The sequence below is a fragment of the Bacteroidota bacterium genome (assembly GCA_018266835.1).
In the GTDB taxonomy this organism is placed as follows: Bacteria; Bacteroidota; Ignavibacteria; order Tepidaquicellales; family Tepidaquicellaceae; genus JAFDZO01.
The window spans coordinates 1041411-1057493 of sequence record JAFDZP010000002.1 but is presented as its reverse complement, the minus strand read 5'-3'; the positions used below and the strand labels follow the sequence as shown (position 1 = coordinate 1057493).

The window sequence follows — 16083 nt, the reverse complement described above, 5'->3', positions numbered from 1 at the left end:
AAGTCAAATAGCAAGGGATTATCGGAATTTAAGCCTTTCTGTATTAAACATATAAAAAAAAACAGGTTTCCCGCTTAAGGAAAACCTGTTCATCAGCAGTTAAAACAATATTATTTGTTTTTCCATCCTGCCCATAAAGGAGCTCCATTATCATCACGCAGCTTTAAAATCAGGTCTCCCTTTTTTACTTCTTTTGCAATAATAAATTTACTTCCCTCATAGGTAACTTTGGAGCCGGTCAAAGTAATATTATCATTTACATTAATTTGAACATTTTGTTGTTCAATATACCAGCCCGGTCCAAGATGCACTGTTATTTCATTATTATCAGCTTTCAGTACTAAGTGAATTCCGTTTTGATCGGGAGAAGTTTTATCTATGCTTATAACCTGGCCGGAAACAGTTTCAACGGTATTTACATCGTAAATTTTGTTGTATTTGTTTCCCCAGCCTTGCTGTGAATATATAGCAGATGAAAAAAATAAAAATAATAAAGCGAGTGGAAAAAACATTTTAGTTCTCATATGTTCTCCTTTAATTTAATTCATGTAAAAATGAGATATCATAAGGAAAAAATACCAAACCCATTAAAAACGTAATGTAATTGAATTTGTGTTGTAAGTCAAAAAGGTGTGTGTAATCCGGTGATTTTCATAGGTGAAATCATTCAGATTACAAATTCGAACGGGACTATATGTCCCGTTTTTATTTTTGCTGATTCAATTTTTATTCCGAATAAACTTCATCAACATAACACCACTTCCAGTCCTCACCGGGCTCAAATGATTTTATTACAGGGTGATGTGTTGCATGATAGTGCTTTGTAGCGTGCTTGTTCTTTGAGTTATCACAGCAGCCGACATGCCCGCACTCAAGACAGAGCCGTAAATGAACCCAGTCGTCTCCCATCTTCAGACACTCTTCACATCCTTCCGGTGTTCTTGGTTTTACGTTTTCATTTGCATTTTTTATGTGTTCGCAAGCTGCACTCATTTCATTCTCCTTATTTTTTTAAATTTCTTAGTGTTAGTGTAATATGTCAGTTTGTCCCCCTCCTTAATAAGGAGGGGGCAGGGGGTGGTTATTAATAAAATTACTTTTCCGGCACCGGACCTTCAAACGATTTTACGTCCCAGCCCTTTGCTTCAGTTGTTTTATTGTATGTCTCATTTAAAAACTCTGTAATTGTTTCTTCGGCGTTATCAGATTTTCGAACATCTTCATAGTTAAGAATAAATTCCCCCAGTTCTTTGCTATAAAAACCGGGTCCGTTTATTTTTAGCCCGGGTATTTTTTCATTGGAGGGATACATATAAGAATAATAGGCGGCTATCGGATAATTTTTATTTCCGGGCCAGAAGCCAAATGCAAAGTTCTCTTCGTTCTCGGCGTATTTCATTATTATGCCCGGCATAGGAGGCGTGCATCTTCCTCCGTTAAATCGCGTTCCAGATAAGTCAAACGAGCCCCAGAAAAAATGAATCGGACTGCTTTTACCGCAAAATCCGCTTCTGAATTTTTCGAAAACTTTCTGCGAGCTTATCATTACCTTCCACCATCTTTCTATATAATCCCTGTCATGCGCCTTGCGTTCATCTTCATTGCAATGCACAGGATTGGGGACTTCACATGGAAGCGTGCTAATCGTTACAGATATTCCAAGTTCGTTCAGCGCCTTCATAAGCTCAGAATAAAATTCCGCCACTGAGTTTTCCAGCGGAATTATTTTTGTGCGTGTATCGCTGGAACGGACACAGACGTGGTGATTTACAAAATCAAAATTGATTTCAAATATTATATCCTTCGAATCATCTTTGTACGGAATAACACCGGTACCTATTCCTGATGTGTTTATATAAAGCGCAACGTTCCACCACTGATTGAGAAAGGGATTCAGAGCAAGTTTTATTTTACCTGCTATCTGCATTTTCATATGAAGAGTTTCGAGAGTTTCTGACCACTCATTGTAATCCAGCTCAGGCCAGGACAGGTTTGAATTCATTTCAGTGAAAATTATGTTCACTTAAAATTAAAACAAATAAGATGAAAATTCAACTAAGCCCAATATTGTAAAAATAAAAACGGGGCTTTCGCCCCGTATCCGATTAATGTTTTAAAGCAAATTTTATTTTACCAGCATCATTTTTTTTGTCTGAATAAATTCTCCTGCCTCAATTTTATAAAAGTAAACACCTGATGCCAGATTTAATCCGTTGAACTGCACCGTATAAAAATCTGCCTGCTTAAATTCATCGTTAAGCAATCTTGCAATCTCCCTTCCGGAAATATCAAATACAGTCAAAGTTACTTTTGCATCCTTTGGCAAAGAGAAATTTATTTTAGTAGCGGGGTTGAACGGATTTGGATAATTCTGCGAAAGCTCAAATTTTACCGGAACGCCAACACTTACATTTCCCGCAAGAGTATAATATTTGTATGCTCCGTTAAAATCTATCTGCTTAAGTCTGTAATTATAATTTCCTTTACTCAGATTCCTGTCTGAGTAAGAATAAGAATTTTCATGATTTGAATTTCCACTTCCATTAACAAAACCTATTTTCGTCCAGCTGCCGTCAATTGTTTTTCTTTCAATATCAAATCCCGAGTTATTGGTTTCAGTTGTTGTCTTCCAGTTAAGATTTACATCTCTGTTATTTATAACCGCTGAAAAACTTGTAAGCTCTACAGGCAGCGGATTATCTACATCGCCTCCCAGTGCAAACTCAGAAAATCCTGTTAGTCCCGTTGCCTCTATATAAGTAGCAGTATTAGTTGTAGTCGGCCATACAGCCCAGTCTAATCCGGGACCGTTTCGCTTTAATAACTTAAGCGTGCCCGGAACCAAAACTCCGTTAGCAGGAATATTATTGAAATAAAATCTCACCGAGCCGGTGAATGAAGATGCATCTGTGGAAACAGTCCAGTAGTAGCCGGAAATATTTGTTGCGCCGGGGTGATTTCCTGTGCTTCCCGATGAATAATATTGTCCTGTAAAATGACTGCCGGATGCAGGTGATAATGTAGCCGGATTAACAGATAATCCTCCCGCTGCCGCCAATGATAAAACTACGTTATCAGTACTTGTAGTAGGAGACGTTATTGTATTCTGGCTTGTGGGTGACTGAGTGCTTGTCATTTCTACTGCGCCGATTGTAGGAGTGGTTAAAGACCTCGTAGTTCCATAATAATCAACGGGAACATATGAAACCGGAACTCCTGCATTGTAGCACGGCGAGTTAGGCAGCAATCTCAAATTTATTATACTGTGATATAACGGGTCAGATGAAATAGAATTTGCATCAGCTCCGGAATTTGTTTTCCAGTTTGGGAAGTCATAGGAATTTGTCAGCCATTGCCCTATGGTAGAAGAGTTAGCAGAATAAATATCGTTGTTGTTTATATTGCCTGCCGTCCAGTTAGTGGTTGAATTAATAACCGATATCGCAAATTGTCCCCCCGTTCCTCCGCTTCTTATATTCGATAAAATATTTCCTTTTAATTCTATCGGAGTTTCTCTCACTCTCTGGAATGCATAACTCGCCGCCGTTCCGCTTGCAGTCCCCGATAAATAAACACTGTTATCGTAAATATATAAAGGACCCGTTTGAGCAGCAGTATTATAGTGAACAATTCCATAAACATTTAATGAGTTGTTTGTATTATAACCGAGGCTTATTAAATTATTCCATATCCATTGTCTTGATGATGCATTGAAAATTAAAATTCCTCCTGTTCTTGATGTTGCACCTGTATTAAGATTATTTATATCTGCAATGTAGTTATTGCCTATGAAAGTCTTTGCGCATGCTGTTGCGCCGATACCAAAGGCAGCTGTATTAATTGCAGTGGTGCTTGTCATGCTCAGTCCGCTTACACTGTTATTGTAAATAGCGCAGGAGTCTGCCGTGCCTACAAATATTCCGTTAAGCGGATTTGCGTTCGTGGAGTTAAACGTAGTGCTTATTCCCGAGGTAATAAAATTGCTAAGCGTGTTGTCAGTTATAATTGCAGTAGTAGAAGCTCCTGAGTGAAATATTCCCCGTATATTATTGTTCGTTCCCGTAGCATTTGTACACTGAATATTGGAAAGTGTGTTATTACTGATTGTGACTGCCGGAGAATTTGAAACTATACCTCTGAACTCCCCTGTATTTCTCTGTACTATATCCGTAATTGTGTTACCGCTTACAGTATAATTTCCTCCTGTACCGCCGACGTTTATTCCCGTTCCTGCAGTTGTAGAAATCATTCTGATTTTAGAGATAGTATTATTTGAAACAAATCCTGCGCCTCCGTTTGTTGATACTATTCCCGTCCATTGCAGATTTGTTACACCCATGTAAAATGTGTCTGCGGGAGTCGGTCCTGCAATTGTATTATTATTTATTGTGAACCCTGTAATAGCTACAAGAACCGATAAGCAGTTAGTTGCTCCCGGAACTTTTGTATAGCTGTTTCTGTAAACAAAGTTGCTGTCAATATGCCATCCGTTGCCGTTAAGCCCGAACAATGAAACACCTCTGTTAAAAAAATTTGTAAGTTCGTTATTGGTGATTGAGTTGTTTGAGTTCAATCCTGAGCCCGTACTTGTATTGCCGTTTGAAGCCACACAGTAGTTTGGTAAATCCGTTACGTTTGTCGGGTCATCCTGAATCAGATTTCTTGTTACATAGTTTCCTGAATTTCCGTTAGTGCCTGTAGTAGTCGTGAACTGAACTACACCTGTTCCGCTGTTAGCATCTTTTCCCAGTCCCTGCAGCACACAGTATTTTACTACATTGTTCTCTGCATCATTCGCAAGGCGAATGGCAGATGTTCCTATAGTTGTAGAGTTGGATGAATTTCTTATAGTAAGATTTCTTGAACTGCCCGTTCCGCCTGCTCTACCGTCGATAACAATATAATCTGCTCCGTTCATATCTATTGTGCCGAATCCGACCTGCGTGCTTGCCACAAGAAGACTTGATACACCCGATGCCGGTCTTATAGTAATTGTATTGGCCGAGCTTGTGCCGCTGACTGCCGTTAAATTGATTGGAAAAATTTCTGTGCTTCCATCGTAAATAGACTGAAGTTCAATTATATATGCCTGCGATATCGGAGCCCCTCCAAGTATGGCAGTATAAGCATCTGTAATGCTGTTGTAAAATGTTCCGCCGGGAGTTACCTGAACGGAGTTAACCTGCGCATTACAAATTGTAACTAAAAAGAAAAAAACTGATAGGGAAAGAAGGAGAATTTTTTTCATAATTTTTATTCTTAGGGTAAGTTAAAATTATTTTTAAAAATTTCTTTGGCGAATCCGGAATGTATGTATAAGTAAAAATACTCATTTTAATTTGAAAATAGAAATTAAATATAGAGTGGAAGTTTCATAGCGGATTAATTTATTCTATTCCTACTAATAGGGATGATATTCTTTTTTTATAAATTCGTTTTATATATATTAATCTGTTGCAGCCCGGATTGGTCTCAGTTTTAAACGGATAATAAGTTAAAATGAAAATGTGACAATAATGCGACAATGAATTTAAATTACATATTACCCCCGATGTTGGTCACCTGACCAACAACAAATTAAATGTAACAATAATGTGACAATCTTTTTAAAGATTTTTAGAACTTGTATTAATAGGATATGGTTTCCCCCCCTCCTTTTCAAGGAGGGGGATTAAGGGGGTGGTTATAAATAAAACCCGACTATTTCCCGACTTTATTTAAACCGCCGTTGCTAGTTAACTGACCAAAACAAAATGTTACAATAATGTGACAATCTTTCTAAAGATTTTTAAAACTTGTATTAATAGGATACGGTTTCCCCCTCCTTGAAAAGGAGGGGGATTAAGGGGGTGGTTATAAATAAAACCCGACTATTTCCCGACTTTATTTAAACCGCCGTTGCTAGTTAACTGACCAACAATAAAATGTGACAATAATGTTACTATCAGTGACATTATAATTATCATATTCATTCGTGTTCCAAAATTCAGTAATGACGAAAAGTGAAAATTCCCTGCATTGTAAAATCAATACTTATTTTTCAAAATCCGTCAAAAATCCATCATTTCAAAATTTTTTTTTGGAAATAAAAAAGCCGATGAAATAAATATCTCACCGGCCGTATATTAATAATTATTTGTTATATCAGTTATCTATTTCACCAAATAACTACCCTTTCATCTTCATCTCTCCACATCGGCTGCCCATCTTTAATATTGAAAGCTTCATAGAACTCGACCATGTTGCTTAGAGGTCCAAGTACTCTGAACTGTTCCGGCGCATGCTCGTTAGTCATTATCTGGCGTCTCTGAGCCTCAACTCTTTTATTCACCATCCATGCGTATGCATAGGCAAGGAAGTATCTCTGCGTTGGTGTGAGACCTGCAATCTTAACGTTATCCTTATACTGCTTGGTCTTATGGAATGCCTCTAAGCCCATAACAACTCCGCCAAGATCGGCAATGTTTTCACCCTGAGTGTTCTCGCCGTTTACATGAAGCTCTTCTACTTTGTACTGATTGAACTGCTCTACTATCTTCTTAGTCTTCTGTGTGAACTTCTCCCTGTCTTCCTTAGTCCACCATTCATTTAAGTTTCCGAACTCGTCGTATTTGCTGCCCTGGTCATCGAAGCCGTGAGTTATCTCATGTCCGAATGTCGAGCCGCCGATAATTCCGTAAAGCACAGCGTCATCGGGAAGTCTGCCCTCAAATCCGGGTACCATTATGTTGCATGCAGGCACGCATATCTCGTTATTGGTGGGACTGTAATAAGCGTTGTAAGTCTGAGGAGTCATACCCCATTCAGTTCTGTCAACCGGTTTGCCGTACTTGTTTATTCTGTAGTTATAGTACCATTCAATTACTCGCTTTACATTATTTGCATAGGAGCTTCTATCGATTTGCAGCGCGCTCATATCTCTCCATTTATCCGGGTAACCAACTTTCATAAATACCTTGCTCAGTTTATTCAGAGCTTTCTTCTTCGTTGCTTCGCTCATCCAGTCAAGCTTCTTTATTCTTTCACCGTAAACAGCTTTGATGTTATTGCCGATCTCAAGCAGTTTTTCCTTTGTTCCTGCAGGAGTGTATTCGGCAACATAAACCTGACCTATCAATTCTCCAAGTGAGCCGTTCGTCTGGTCAACAATTCTTTTCCATCTTGGTCTCATTTCCGGAACGCCTTCAAGTATTCTGTAATAGAAATCAAAGTTCTGATTTACAAAAGGTGTGCTGAGGTAATCAGCATATGAGTTCACGAGATTCCATTTAAGATATGTCTTCCAGTCTTCTATAGAAAAGTTCTTCAGTGATTTTTCAAAGCCTGTGAAAAATTCAGGCTGTCCGACATTAACTGTATCTGCATTGGGAATTCCAAGATATCCTATTACTTCTGCCCATGAAACTGAAGGAGTCAGCTGATTGAATTTATCAACGGACATTTTGTTATAGTTGTGTTCGGGGTCGCGAAGGTCTTCCATCTTTCTGCTGTTGTTGGCAAATTCCGTTTCCATCTTCATAACAGTTGCAGCGTTACTTGCAGCAGTGTTGTCATCATAGCCCATCAGCTTGAACATAGCTGTAAGATGTTTTACATATTCATTCTTGATTTTAATGTTTGCTTCATCGGTTGAAACGTAATACTCTCTCTCGCCTAATCCGAGTCCTCCCTGTCCGAAGTTAATAACATATTTCTCGCTGTTCTTTTCATCTTGTCCTATGTAAAATGAAAATCCGGGGTCAACTGAGATTTTCCTCAGATAAGCCATAACACTCAGAAGGCTTTTTACATCAGTTATACCTTCTATTTTATTAATGTCTGCTCTAAGCGGTTCAAGTCCGAGCTTTTCGATGGTCACAGTATCCATTCCGCTGAAATAGAAATCACCAATCTTTTGCTTGTTGCTTCCCTTCGGCGCGTCGGAATCCTCGGCTGAGAGTTCGCATATTCTTTTTATCTGTGCATTGATAGTATCTGTAATTAAGCTCCATAAACCGTTCGTTGTTTCAGAGGCAGGGATAGGATTATTTTTAAACCATGTGCCGTTTGCGTAATGGAAAAAATCAACTCCGGGCTTTACAGAAAAATCTCTGTTAACCTGCAGCGGATCTGCCTGCTGCGCTGATGCAATTGAAATTGAAGCAAAGACGAACAACGCCAGTAAAGGGTAAAATATTTTGTATGATTTCATAGAATGTTTGATTGTCAAAAAATACGTATTATAACTCTAAAAGTTTAAGTGGTTATTAATGAGTAATTCATGAATAATTATTGAATAAAGAAAAGGCGGTTCATCACCGCCTCTCTTAGTCTTTATACTTTTTACTTTATACTTTCTACTAATAATTATCTATCTGCGCTCTCTGTAATTTTCCTGAGTAATCGATATAAACTGCCTTCCATTCTGTATAGAAATCATACACCGTCCAGCCGCCTTCACGGTGTCCGTTGCCGGTAGCTTTAACTCCGCCGAAAGGCATATGTGCTTCTGCTCCGATTGTAGCTCCGTTGATGTAAGTTATACCTGCCTGAATATCTCTTACCGCAGTAAATGCATCGTTAACATTATTTGTGAATATGCTTGATGATAATCCGTATTGAGTGTTGTTTAAGATATCGATTGCATTTTCAAGTGAGTCGCATTTCAATACTGCGAGTACAGGACCGAAAACCTCTTCTTTTGCAATTCTCATTTCGGGTGTAACACCTGTAAATATTGTTGGCTTATAGAACCAGCCTTTTGCAAGGTCACCTTCTTTTGCATAATCACCGCCAAGAGCTAATGTTGCCTTATCTTCATCTCTTGCAATCTTTACATAGTTGTTTACAGTTTCTCTCTGTGATTCACTTACGCATGGACCGACATCAACACCTTTATCGTTACCGTAACCAAGTCTAAGCTTTGATGCCTTCTCTACTAATCTTTTTACAAATTCATCGTGAATATCTTTGTGAAGTATTAATCTTGAAGTAGCTGTGCATCTTTGACCGGTTGTGCCGAATGCTCCCCATAGAACAGCTTCGATTGCTAAGTCCATATTGGCATCTGCCATTACGATCTGCGCATTCTTTCCGCCAAGTTCTAACGAAACTCTTTTAAGTTCTTTTCCTGCAACTTCGTTGATTCTTTTTCCGACTGCAGTTGAACCTGTAAAAGAAATCAAGTCTATATCAGGATGATTTGTAATTGCTTCACCTACTATTCTTCCTTTTCCGTGAACGATATTTATAACGCCGGGAATATAATCTTTACCAAGCTCCTGTCTCATAGCTGCATCGATAATTTCAACAAGGATAGCTGCTGTCTTCGGAGTAAGTTCTGCCGGTTTGAATACACATGTATTACCGCAGACTAAAGCAGGAAACATTTTCCATGTTGGGATTGCCATTGGGAAATTCCACGGAGTTATAAATCCGCCAACGCCAATCGGCACTCTGAAACTTAAATTCATTTTGTTAGGAAGCTCGCTCGGTGCGTTCATTCCGAAAAGTCTTCTTCCTTCAGATGCTGCATAATAAGCTGTATCGATACCTTCCTGTACATCACCTTTTGTTTCGGCAAATACCTTTCCCATTTCGCGTGTCATTTCGTGTGCAATCTCATCTTTGCGCTCAAGCATCATATCGCCTACGATTTTTAAAACATCTCCTCTTTTAGGAGCAGGTACGAGTCTCCATTTTTTGAAAGCTTCTTTTGCAGCTGCAACTGCTTCGTTCACATCTTCTGCTGAAGAAGATGGAAATATTCCGATTAAATCGTCGTTCCAGTTTGCCGGATTTCTGTTTTCAAATGTATTGCCTGATACTGAGTCTTTCCAGACTCCGTTTATTAAGTTCTGAAATTTTTGTGACATGATATTATTTAGTTAATCTAATTATTTTCTTGCTGATTATTTTCTTGAATTATGAGTGTCATATAAAATAGCTAAATTGAATATGGGATTAAATGCACTATTCTAACATCAAAATTGGATTAACTTTTACGGCGTGGATATTGTTGATAATATACAGTAACACAAATAGAAAGTAATGAAAAAAACGTTTATTTACATCTTTTTTGTATTTTTAGCCGGCTGCGGAATAAAAAATAATGTCAAGTATGACAAACCCGTCACCAATGACGGAGCATCTGTCACTGAATTTGAGTACGATAACTACAATTTTGCCGAACTTGAAGATGTTTATGATAATCTTAATTACGATGATGCACTTTCGGATTACTCAAAAATTCTCGGAAAGGACTTTAGAGCGATACGTTTTCGTTACTTTATAATATTTTCAAATCTTGATGATAAAGTTACTTATCAGTTAATCGATAGCGATATCAGAAATACAGTCGATGTGATGCTTAACAATTATATTGAAACACGCCCCGACGAAGTAACTCCTATATTTCTTTTTAAAGATATGCAGAGCTACAAGGATTTTTCAATCAAAGAATTCGGAGTTGATGAAACTGACTTATCTCCATACGGGTTTTATAAAATTTCAAGGAACGTAATTCTTATAAGATACGTAAACTGGAAGGGGAGCACTTCCCACGAAGCCACCCATGCAATGCTTCAGAATGACTTTCCGAATATTCCTTCGTGGTTCAATGAAGGTTTTGCTGCAATGCATGAGAAAGCAATCTTTAATAACGGAAGATTCATAGGTAATTTTAACTGGAGAATACTGGCTTTAAGAAGAGCGTTTAACGATAATAATTATACTTCATTAAGACACTTGATGAATACAAATGACGATGAGTTCTACGGTACAAGGACTTCGTTCTATTATGCTCAGGGCTGTTACTTATTTATGCTACTTCAGGAGAAGGGATTATTTGAAGAGTATTATAAATCTTTCCGTGACAATTATTCAGATGACCATACAGGAATTAAACAGCTTGAAAAAATAACAGGTGAATCAATAGAAAAGTTAGATGCTGAACTTGTAGAGTATATACAAAGTTTTAAGCAGGAATTTAATTAAAATTTCATTTTTATCTCTGTTTTTTATAAACAGCAAAATATATATTTTGTTCATTATGGAAGAGAATTTATTAAGCAGAATAACAATTAATCCGGAAGTTTGTCATGGAAAACCTACTATTAGGAATATGCGATATACGGTTGAGTTAATATTGGATTTGCTTTCAGCGGGAATGACTAACGAGGAAATAATTAAAGATTATCCTTCTTTAAATAAAGAGGATATAATGGCTTCATTGGCATATGCTTCGCGACTTACTAAAGTTAAAAGCATTAACAGAGTTTCTTCATGAAATTTTTAATCGATGCTCAGCTGCCTCCTCTTTTAAAAAAACATTTGCAGGCTGAAGGACATGATGTAATTCATACTGAAGATTTACCTGATAAAGAATTTACAACTGATAATTATCTTCGCAAGATTGCAGATACTCAAGACAGAATTTTAATCACAAAAGATGAAGACTTTGTAGAAACCTGTCTGTTAAAAAACTCTCCTAACAAGCTTCTTTGGATTACAACCGGAAATATTATAAACATCAAACTTTTAGAATTATTCAATAAAAATATTAGTCAAATAGTTAAAGGATTTGAAAACAATAGATTTATTGAAATGAATAATCAAAATATTTTTTTTCACGAATAATTAAAATTCAATGCTTACAAAAGAAGAAATTGCTAAAGAAGTAGCACAATCACTCGAAGAAAAAGGTTTAACAATAGTCGATAAAGATTTCGAAAGACCATGGGGCGGATTTTACAGAATAGCCGATTCTGACCTTCCTAAATTTCTGGATATATATTATCAGGGAGTAGAACTTCCTGAGTATGCCCGCACAATGAATGCCAGCCCTAAAATTCTAGTTGTTGAACCCTGGAAAAGACTTTCATGGCAGGTTCACGAGAGACGCTCTGAAGTATGGAGAGTTGTTCGGGGACCAATAGCTGTTTATCAAAGTCCTACCGATGAACAACCGGAAGACCCGAAATCTTATATTAAGGATGAAGTTGTAACGCTGCCTCAGGGTACACGTCACAGACTTGTAGGCGAAGATGATTGGGGTGTTGTTGCAGAAATCTGGGTGCATACTGACCCTTCAAATCCTTCCAATGAAGACGATATCAGAAGAATTCAGGATGACTTTGGTAGATAAATATCATTGTAACATTTTTGAACAAATTATTCCGGTTAACGAATAATATTTAACGCCTGAAAACCATGGAAGTTTTTGATGCAATTTTAAACCGCAGAACTGCTAACAGTGCATTTATAAATAAAGAAGTTTCAGAAGAAGACTTGAACACTCTCGTTAAAATGGCTTCATATGCTCCAAGCCATTTTAATTCGCAGCCATGGAGATTTATTATTGTTGATGATAAAAACACCATAGCTAAAATTGCAAAAATTGCCGGTGACTCTATGGTGCAGCTTATGGATGACGGAAGATTCTGGAAGCAGTACAGAAAGTATTTCCGCTTCGATGACGAAGAAGTGGATAAGACCAGCGACGGAATTCATATAGACCATATGCCGGCTTTCTTAAAACCGTTCGCAAAACAAATCTTCAGTGAAGCAGGCGGAAAAATAATTTCAAAATTCAGAGTATCAAGAATTTTAGGAAACGACGAAGAGAAGCTCGTAGCCGGCTCACCAATACTTTTTGTAATTGCTCTCACAAAAGATGAATATAAGAAAGAAGAACTTTCCGGATTTTATTCCGTAATTTCCATGGGAGCAGTGATACAAAATCTTTGGCTTTCCACCACTGCGCTTGGAATGGGTATGCAGTTTATTTCCACTCCGGGAGAAATTCCTGAGAACTGGGCAAAGATAGTTGACATGCTTGAAATTCCGGATAGCTTTGAAATGATGGCAATATTCAGAATGGGATATGTAGATAAAAACATGAAGCGTCCGACGATTGACTGGAAGTCATCGCAAAGAAAATCACCCGAAGAACTCAGTTTCAGAAACAAATGGAAATGAATATATCACTGCGTCCGATAGATAAAGATAACTGGCGCGAATGTATAAAGCTGAAAGTAACTGAAGAGCAGAAAAAGTTTGTCGGCTCAAATGAGAACAGCCTTGCAATGTGTTATGTATATCCGGAAATAAATCCGTTTGGAATTTATCTCGATAATAAAATTATTGGTTTCATCACGCATGCATTAGACCCCGATGATAAAATATATTATATTAACAGATTTATGATAGATGAAAATTATCAAGGCAAAGGTTATGGTAAATATGCTTTGCAGCTTATGATTGAAAAATTGAAAAACATGGGAGTGAAAGTTTTAGATATATTGCATAATCCTAATAACCATAATGCGATAAAGCTTTATAAATCTTTAGGTTTTGAGCTTACTGATGTTAAAGTCGGCGATGATGCAGTTTCAACTTTGAAAATTTCTGCAAATTAAAAAATACCCTTTATTATAATGGGTAAAATAATTAAGTTGTTTTCAACTCTCACATTTATTAACCAACATAAAAAAAGATCATGGCATTAAACGAAGCAATAATCGGTGAAATGAAACATGAGGGTATCGCTACAAGAAAAATGCTTGAGCGTGTACCTGCAGATAAATTCTCATGGAAACCACACGAAAAATCAATGTCTCTTGGAAGACTTGCATCACATGTAGCTGAAATAGCTGACTGGACAGGTCCTACAATTAATCAGGACGTTCTGGATTTCTCTAAAATGGAATACAAACCATTCGAACCAAAGACAACTGAAGAGCTTGTAAAATTTTATGACGAAAAACAGGCAGCAGCTTTAAGGACTCTTGAAACAAATGCAACAGATGAAAACCTTATGGGAATGTGGACTTTAAGGAACGGCGAAACTGTTTATATGACTATGCCGAGAATAGGAGTAATGAGAGGATTTGTTCTCAGCCACTTAATTCATCACAGAGCACAGCTTGGAGTTTATTTAAGACTTCTTGATGTTCCGCTTCCATCTTCTTACGGTCCTTCTGCTGATGAAGGCCAGATGTAATTTTAATTTTTATTGATTCTTATAATTACCCTTTTCAATTTAGTTTGGGAAGGGTAATTTTATTTATTGGAAAAAATTCTCACATACTCCGCTTTATTTTTTTACGTTGTGAATTATTTAGTAGGATGGCTTTTGTATCTGAAAATAATCACGATGAAAAAAATCACACATCAAATTCTTTTCGCTGCAATAATAATAAATCTTATTCTGATTTTAATTCTTGTAAATCTTTCCTTGTTTGGAAAAATGCTTATTCTGTTTTCTCTTCTCTTTATGGCAATACTTCCACTTGGAAAAAAAGGCGGGGTTTATCATAGAGTAGTTTCAACTCTCGGACTTATTTTTTATGCAATTTTTATTTTAGTGTAATTACTTCGCAGGTAAAATCTTTCCGCTCACTTCACCAAATCCGACTCTGTATCCGTCACCTTCACAGTAAGCGCTCATTATAACAGTATCGCCGTCATTGATAAATTTTCTTTCCTCACCGTTTGAAAGAGTTATAGGCTCCGCTCCGCGCCATGTAAGTTCAAGCATGCTCCCTCTGGATTCCTTTGTCTCGCCGCTGATAGTTCCCGATGCAAGCAAATCACCCGTCTGTAAATTGCATCCGTTAACTGTGTGATGCGCTAATTGCTGCGGCATATTCCAGTATAAATATTTAAAATTTGAGTGACATACCTGAAACGGCTCTTCAAGTTTATCATTCTGAATAAAAACATGAAGCTGAATATCAAAAGTTTTATCGCCTTTGCTTTGCAGATAAGGCAGCGGTTCAAATTCAGGTTTGGGACTTGCGCATCTGAAAGGCTCAAGCGCATCAAGTGTAACAACCCAGGGTGAAATTGATGTCGCAAAATTTTTCGCAAGGAAAGGACCGAGCGGCACATATTCCCATGCCTGAATATCCCTTGCGCTCCAGTCGTTAACAATCACCATTCCAAATATATGATCTTCAGCTTCTTCGACTGAGATTGAACTACCGAGTTTATTTCCTTTGCCTATGAAAAATCCCATCTCGAGTTCGAAGTCCATAAGTTTACTTGCGCCGAAGACAGGGGTTTCTGCATCAGCAGGTTTTGTTTGTCCTTTTGGACGGACTATATCTGTTCCGCTTATTATAATAGAACTAGCTCTTCCATGATATGCAACGGGCAGATGAAGCCAGTTAGGCATTAGAGCGTTTTCTTTTCCGCGGAACATAATACCGACGTTTGTAGCATGCTCACGTGAAGAATAAAAATCGGTGTAGTCACCAATCTCAACAGGCAGACACATGATTGCATCTTCCATTTCAATAAAAGCTTCCTGTCTTAATTCAGAATCATCTCTTAACGCTGCATTATCTTCACTTAATAAACTCTGAAGTTGCGTTCTGATTTCTTTCCATACTTTTTTATCCTGTGACATGAAGAGATTTAATGAACTTTTGTTGAAGAGATTTTTTTCACCTGAAGAATTTTTTAAAAGTCCTCTGTCCTCAAGGACGGATAAGTCAAGTATAAATTTTCCTATGGCAACTCCAATACGTGCATTGCCATCCGGCTTTGGCTTAAAAACTCCGTAAGGAAGATTTTGAATAGGAAAATGAGAATCGGCTGAGTATTTTATAAAAGATTTCATATTATATTTTAGAATTTAATTTTTTACCACAGAGTACCTTTTAACGCAAAGAGCGCAAAGCTTTCGCTAAGCACGCAAAGAATTACAATAATTCTTTACCGTCATTATTTACAACTCTTTTTATTCCTTCTTTTAAAAGTTTAACATTGAAATTAATTAATAATCCTAGTTTTAAATTTGACAATTTTAAATATGTTAAAAGTTGTGAACCATGTACTGGCATCAGAGATTCACAAGCTTTAACTTCGATAATAATTTTATTTTCAACAATTAAATCAGTTCTGTATCCGCAATCAAGCAATATATCTTTATAGATTAAAGGCATAGCCTTTTGACGTTCAACGAATAATTTGTTGCTGAGAATTTCGTAAAACAAACATTCTTCATATGCAGATTCCAATAATCCTGGACCTAAGTTTTTATGTACTTCAATTGCCAAACCAATTATAAAATTACTTAATTCATTTTCACTCATATAA

Annotated in this window: 16 protein-coding genes; 8 read left to right on the top strand and 8 right to left on the bottom strand. The window is 37.2% G+C overall.

Translation table 11 applies throughout. The features are described from left to right. Positions 1 to 110: 110 nt before the first annotated feature. The 6 genes from JST55_06385 to JST55_06360 form a co-directional block, all read right to left on the bottom strand. The gene (locus JST55_06385) at positions 111 to 524 is read right to left on the bottom strand and encodes a DNA-binding protein (protein ID MBS1493116.1); all 414 of its coding nucleotides are present in this window, start codon (positions 522 to 524) and stop codon (positions 111 to 113) included. A gap of 202 nt (positions 525 to 726) precedes the next feature. Then, positions 727 to 993, bottom strand: coding sequence for a UBP-type zinc finger domain-containing protein (locus tag JST55_06380; GenBank protein MBS1493115.1), 267 nt, complete (start codon positions 991 to 993; stop codon positions 727 to 729). A 100-nt stretch (positions 994 to 1093) separates the two neighbouring features. After that, complete coding sequence (locus JST55_06375) at positions 1094 to 2002, bottom strand: hypothetical protein (GenBank protein MBS1493114.1); 909 nt, start codon at positions 2000 to 2002, stop codon at positions 1094 to 1096. A 123-nt stretch (positions 2003 to 2125) separates the two neighbouring features. After that, positions 2126 to 5248 (bottom strand): T9SS type A sorting domain-containing protein, encoded by a 3123-nt coding sequence (locus JST55_06370; GenBank protein MBS1493113.1) that lies wholly within the window; start codon positions 5246 to 5248, stop codon positions 2126 to 2128. A 909-nt stretch (positions 5249 to 6157) separates the two neighbouring features. After that, entirely contained in the window at positions 6158 to 8191 is a 2034-nt protein-coding gene (locus JST55_06365) for a M13 family metallopeptidase (GenBank protein MBS1493112.1), read from the bottom strand. Positions 8192 to 8339: 148 nt separating this feature from the next. After that, entirely contained in the window at positions 8340 to 9854 is a 1515-nt protein-coding gene (locus JST55_06360) for an aldehyde dehydrogenase family protein (GenBank protein ID MBS1493111.1), read from the bottom strand. A gap of 175 nt (positions 9855 to 10029) precedes the next feature. Between JST55_06360 and JST55_06355 the strand changes: the two genes are divergently transcribed. The 8 genes from JST55_06355 (at position 10030) to JST55_06320 (ending at position 14350) form a co-directional block, all read left to right on the top strand. Then, complete coding sequence (locus JST55_06355) at positions 10030 to 10974, top strand: hypothetical protein (protein MBS1493110.1); 945 nt, start codon at positions 10030 to 10032, stop codon at positions 10972 to 10974. A gap of 55 nt (positions 10975 to 11029) precedes the next feature. Next, on the top strand, positions 11030 to 11266 hold the full coding sequence (locus tag JST55_06350; GenBank protein MBS1493109.1) for a DUF433 domain-containing protein: 237 nt from the start codon (positions 11030 to 11032) through the stop codon (positions 11264 to 11266). Continuing rightward, positions 11263 to 11616 carry a DUF5615 family PIN-like protein gene (locus JST55_06345; protein MBS1493108.1) on the top strand — a complete coding sequence of 118 codons (354 nt, stop codon included), beginning with the start codon at positions 11263 to 11265 and terminating at the stop codon, positions 11614 to 11616. Before JST55_06350 ends, JST55_06345 begins: the two co-directional genes overlap by 4 nt. A 10-nt stretch (positions 11617 to 11626) precedes the next feature. Continuing rightward, the gene (locus JST55_06340; protein ID MBS1493107.1) at positions 11627 to 12124 is read left to right on the top strand and encodes a phosphoheptose isomerase; all 498 of its coding nucleotides are present in this window, start codon (positions 11627 to 11629) and stop codon (positions 12122 to 12124) included. Between the two features lie 65 nt (positions 12125 to 12189). Next, positions 12190 to 12957: a nitroreductase family protein gene (locus JST55_06335; GenBank protein MBS1493106.1), complete on the top strand. Its 768-nt coding sequence runs from the start codon at positions 12190 to 12192 to the stop codon at positions 12955 to 12957. Next, complete coding sequence (locus JST55_06330; protein MBS1493105.1) at positions 12948 to 13397, top strand: GNAT family N-acetyltransferase; 450 nt, start codon at positions 12948 to 12950, stop codon at positions 13395 to 13397. Before JST55_06335 ends, JST55_06330 begins: the two co-directional genes overlap by 10 nt. 110 nt (positions 13398 to 13507) lie before the next feature. Beyond that, positions 13508 to 13981 (top strand): DinB family protein, encoded by a 474-nt coding sequence (locus JST55_06325; GenBank protein MBS1493104.1) that lies wholly within the window; start codon positions 13508 to 13510, stop codon positions 13979 to 13981. 66 nt (positions 13982 to 14047) lie between these two features. Continuing rightward, positions 14048 to 14350 (top strand): hypothetical protein, encoded by a 303-nt coding sequence (locus JST55_06320; GenBank protein MBS1493103.1) that lies wholly within the window; start codon positions 14048 to 14050, stop codon positions 14348 to 14350. Here the strand turns inward: JST55_06320 and fahA are convergent, their stop codons facing one another. Together fahA and JST55_06310 are read right to left on the bottom strand one after the other, a co-directional pair. Then, positions 14351 to 15604 carry a fumarylacetoacetase gene (fahA, locus tag JST55_06315; GenBank protein MBS1493102.1) on the bottom strand — a complete coding sequence of 418 codons (1254 nt, stop codon included), beginning with the start codon at positions 15602 to 15604 and terminating at the stop codon, positions 14351 to 14353. A gap of 82 nt (positions 15605 to 15686) precedes the next feature. Then, complete coding sequence (locus JST55_06310) at positions 15687 to 16079, bottom strand: GxxExxY protein (GenBank protein MBS1493101.1); 393 nt, start codon at positions 16077 to 16079, stop codon at positions 15687 to 15689. Between the last annotated feature and the right edge of the window lie 4 nt (positions 16080 to 16083).

Bases quoted from the DNA above. Each gene is read 5' to 3' on its own strand.
- JST55_06365 (MBS1493112.1), bottom strand. From the start codon at position 8,191: ATGAAATCATACAAAATATTTTACCCTTTACTGGCGTTGTTCGTCTTT.
- JST55_06350 (MBS1493109.1), top strand. From the start codon at position 11,030: ATGGAAGAGAATTTATTAAGCAGAATAACAATTAATCCGGAAGTTTGT.
- fahA (MBS1493102.1), bottom strand. From the start codon at position 15,604: ATGAAATCTTTTATAAAATACTCAGCCGATTCTCATTTTCCTATTCAA.
- JST55_06370 (MBS1493113.1), bottom strand. From the start codon at position 5,248: ATGAAAAAAATTCTCCTTCTTTCCCTATCAGTTTTTTTCTTTTTAGTT.
- JST55_06345 (MBS1493108.1), top strand. From the start codon at position 11,263: ATGAAATTTTTAATCGATGCTCAGCTGCCTCCTCTTTTAAAAAAACAT.
- JST55_06310 (MBS1493101.1), bottom strand. From the start codon at position 16,079: ATGAGTGAAAATGAATTAAGTAATTTTATAATTGGTTTGGCAATTGAA.
- JST55_06360 (MBS1493111.1), bottom strand. From the start codon at position 9,854: ATGTCACAAAAATTTCAGAACTTAATAAACGGAGTCTGGAAAGACTCA.
- JST55_06335 (MBS1493106.1), top strand. From the start codon at position 12,190: ATGGAAGTTTTTGATGCAATTTTAAACCGCAGAACTGCTAACAGTGCA.
- JST55_06340 (MBS1493107.1), top strand. From the start codon at position 11,627: ATGCTTACAAAAGAAGAAATTGCTAAAGAAGTAGCACAATCACTCGAA.
- JST55_06375 (MBS1493114.1), bottom strand. From the start codon at position 2,002: ATGAATTCAAACCTGTCCTGGCCTGAGCTGGATTACAATGAGTGGTCA.
- JST55_06380 (MBS1493115.1), bottom strand. From the start codon at position 993: ATGAGTGCAGCTTGCGAACACATAAAAAATGCAAATGAAAACGTAAAA.
- JST55_06355 (MBS1493110.1), top strand. From the start codon at position 10,030: ATGAAAAAAACGTTTATTTACATCTTTTTTGTATTTTTAGCCGGCTGC.
- JST55_06325 (MBS1493104.1), top strand. From the start codon at position 13,508: ATGAAACATGAGGGTATCGCTACAAGAAAAATGCTTGAGCGTGTACCT.
- JST55_06385 (MBS1493116.1), bottom strand. From the start codon at position 524: ATGAGAACTAAAATGTTTTTTCCACTCGCTTTATTATTTTTATTTTTT.
- JST55_06330 (MBS1493105.1), top strand. From the start codon at position 12,948: ATGGAAATGAATATATCACTGCGTCCGATAGATAAAGATAACTGGCGC.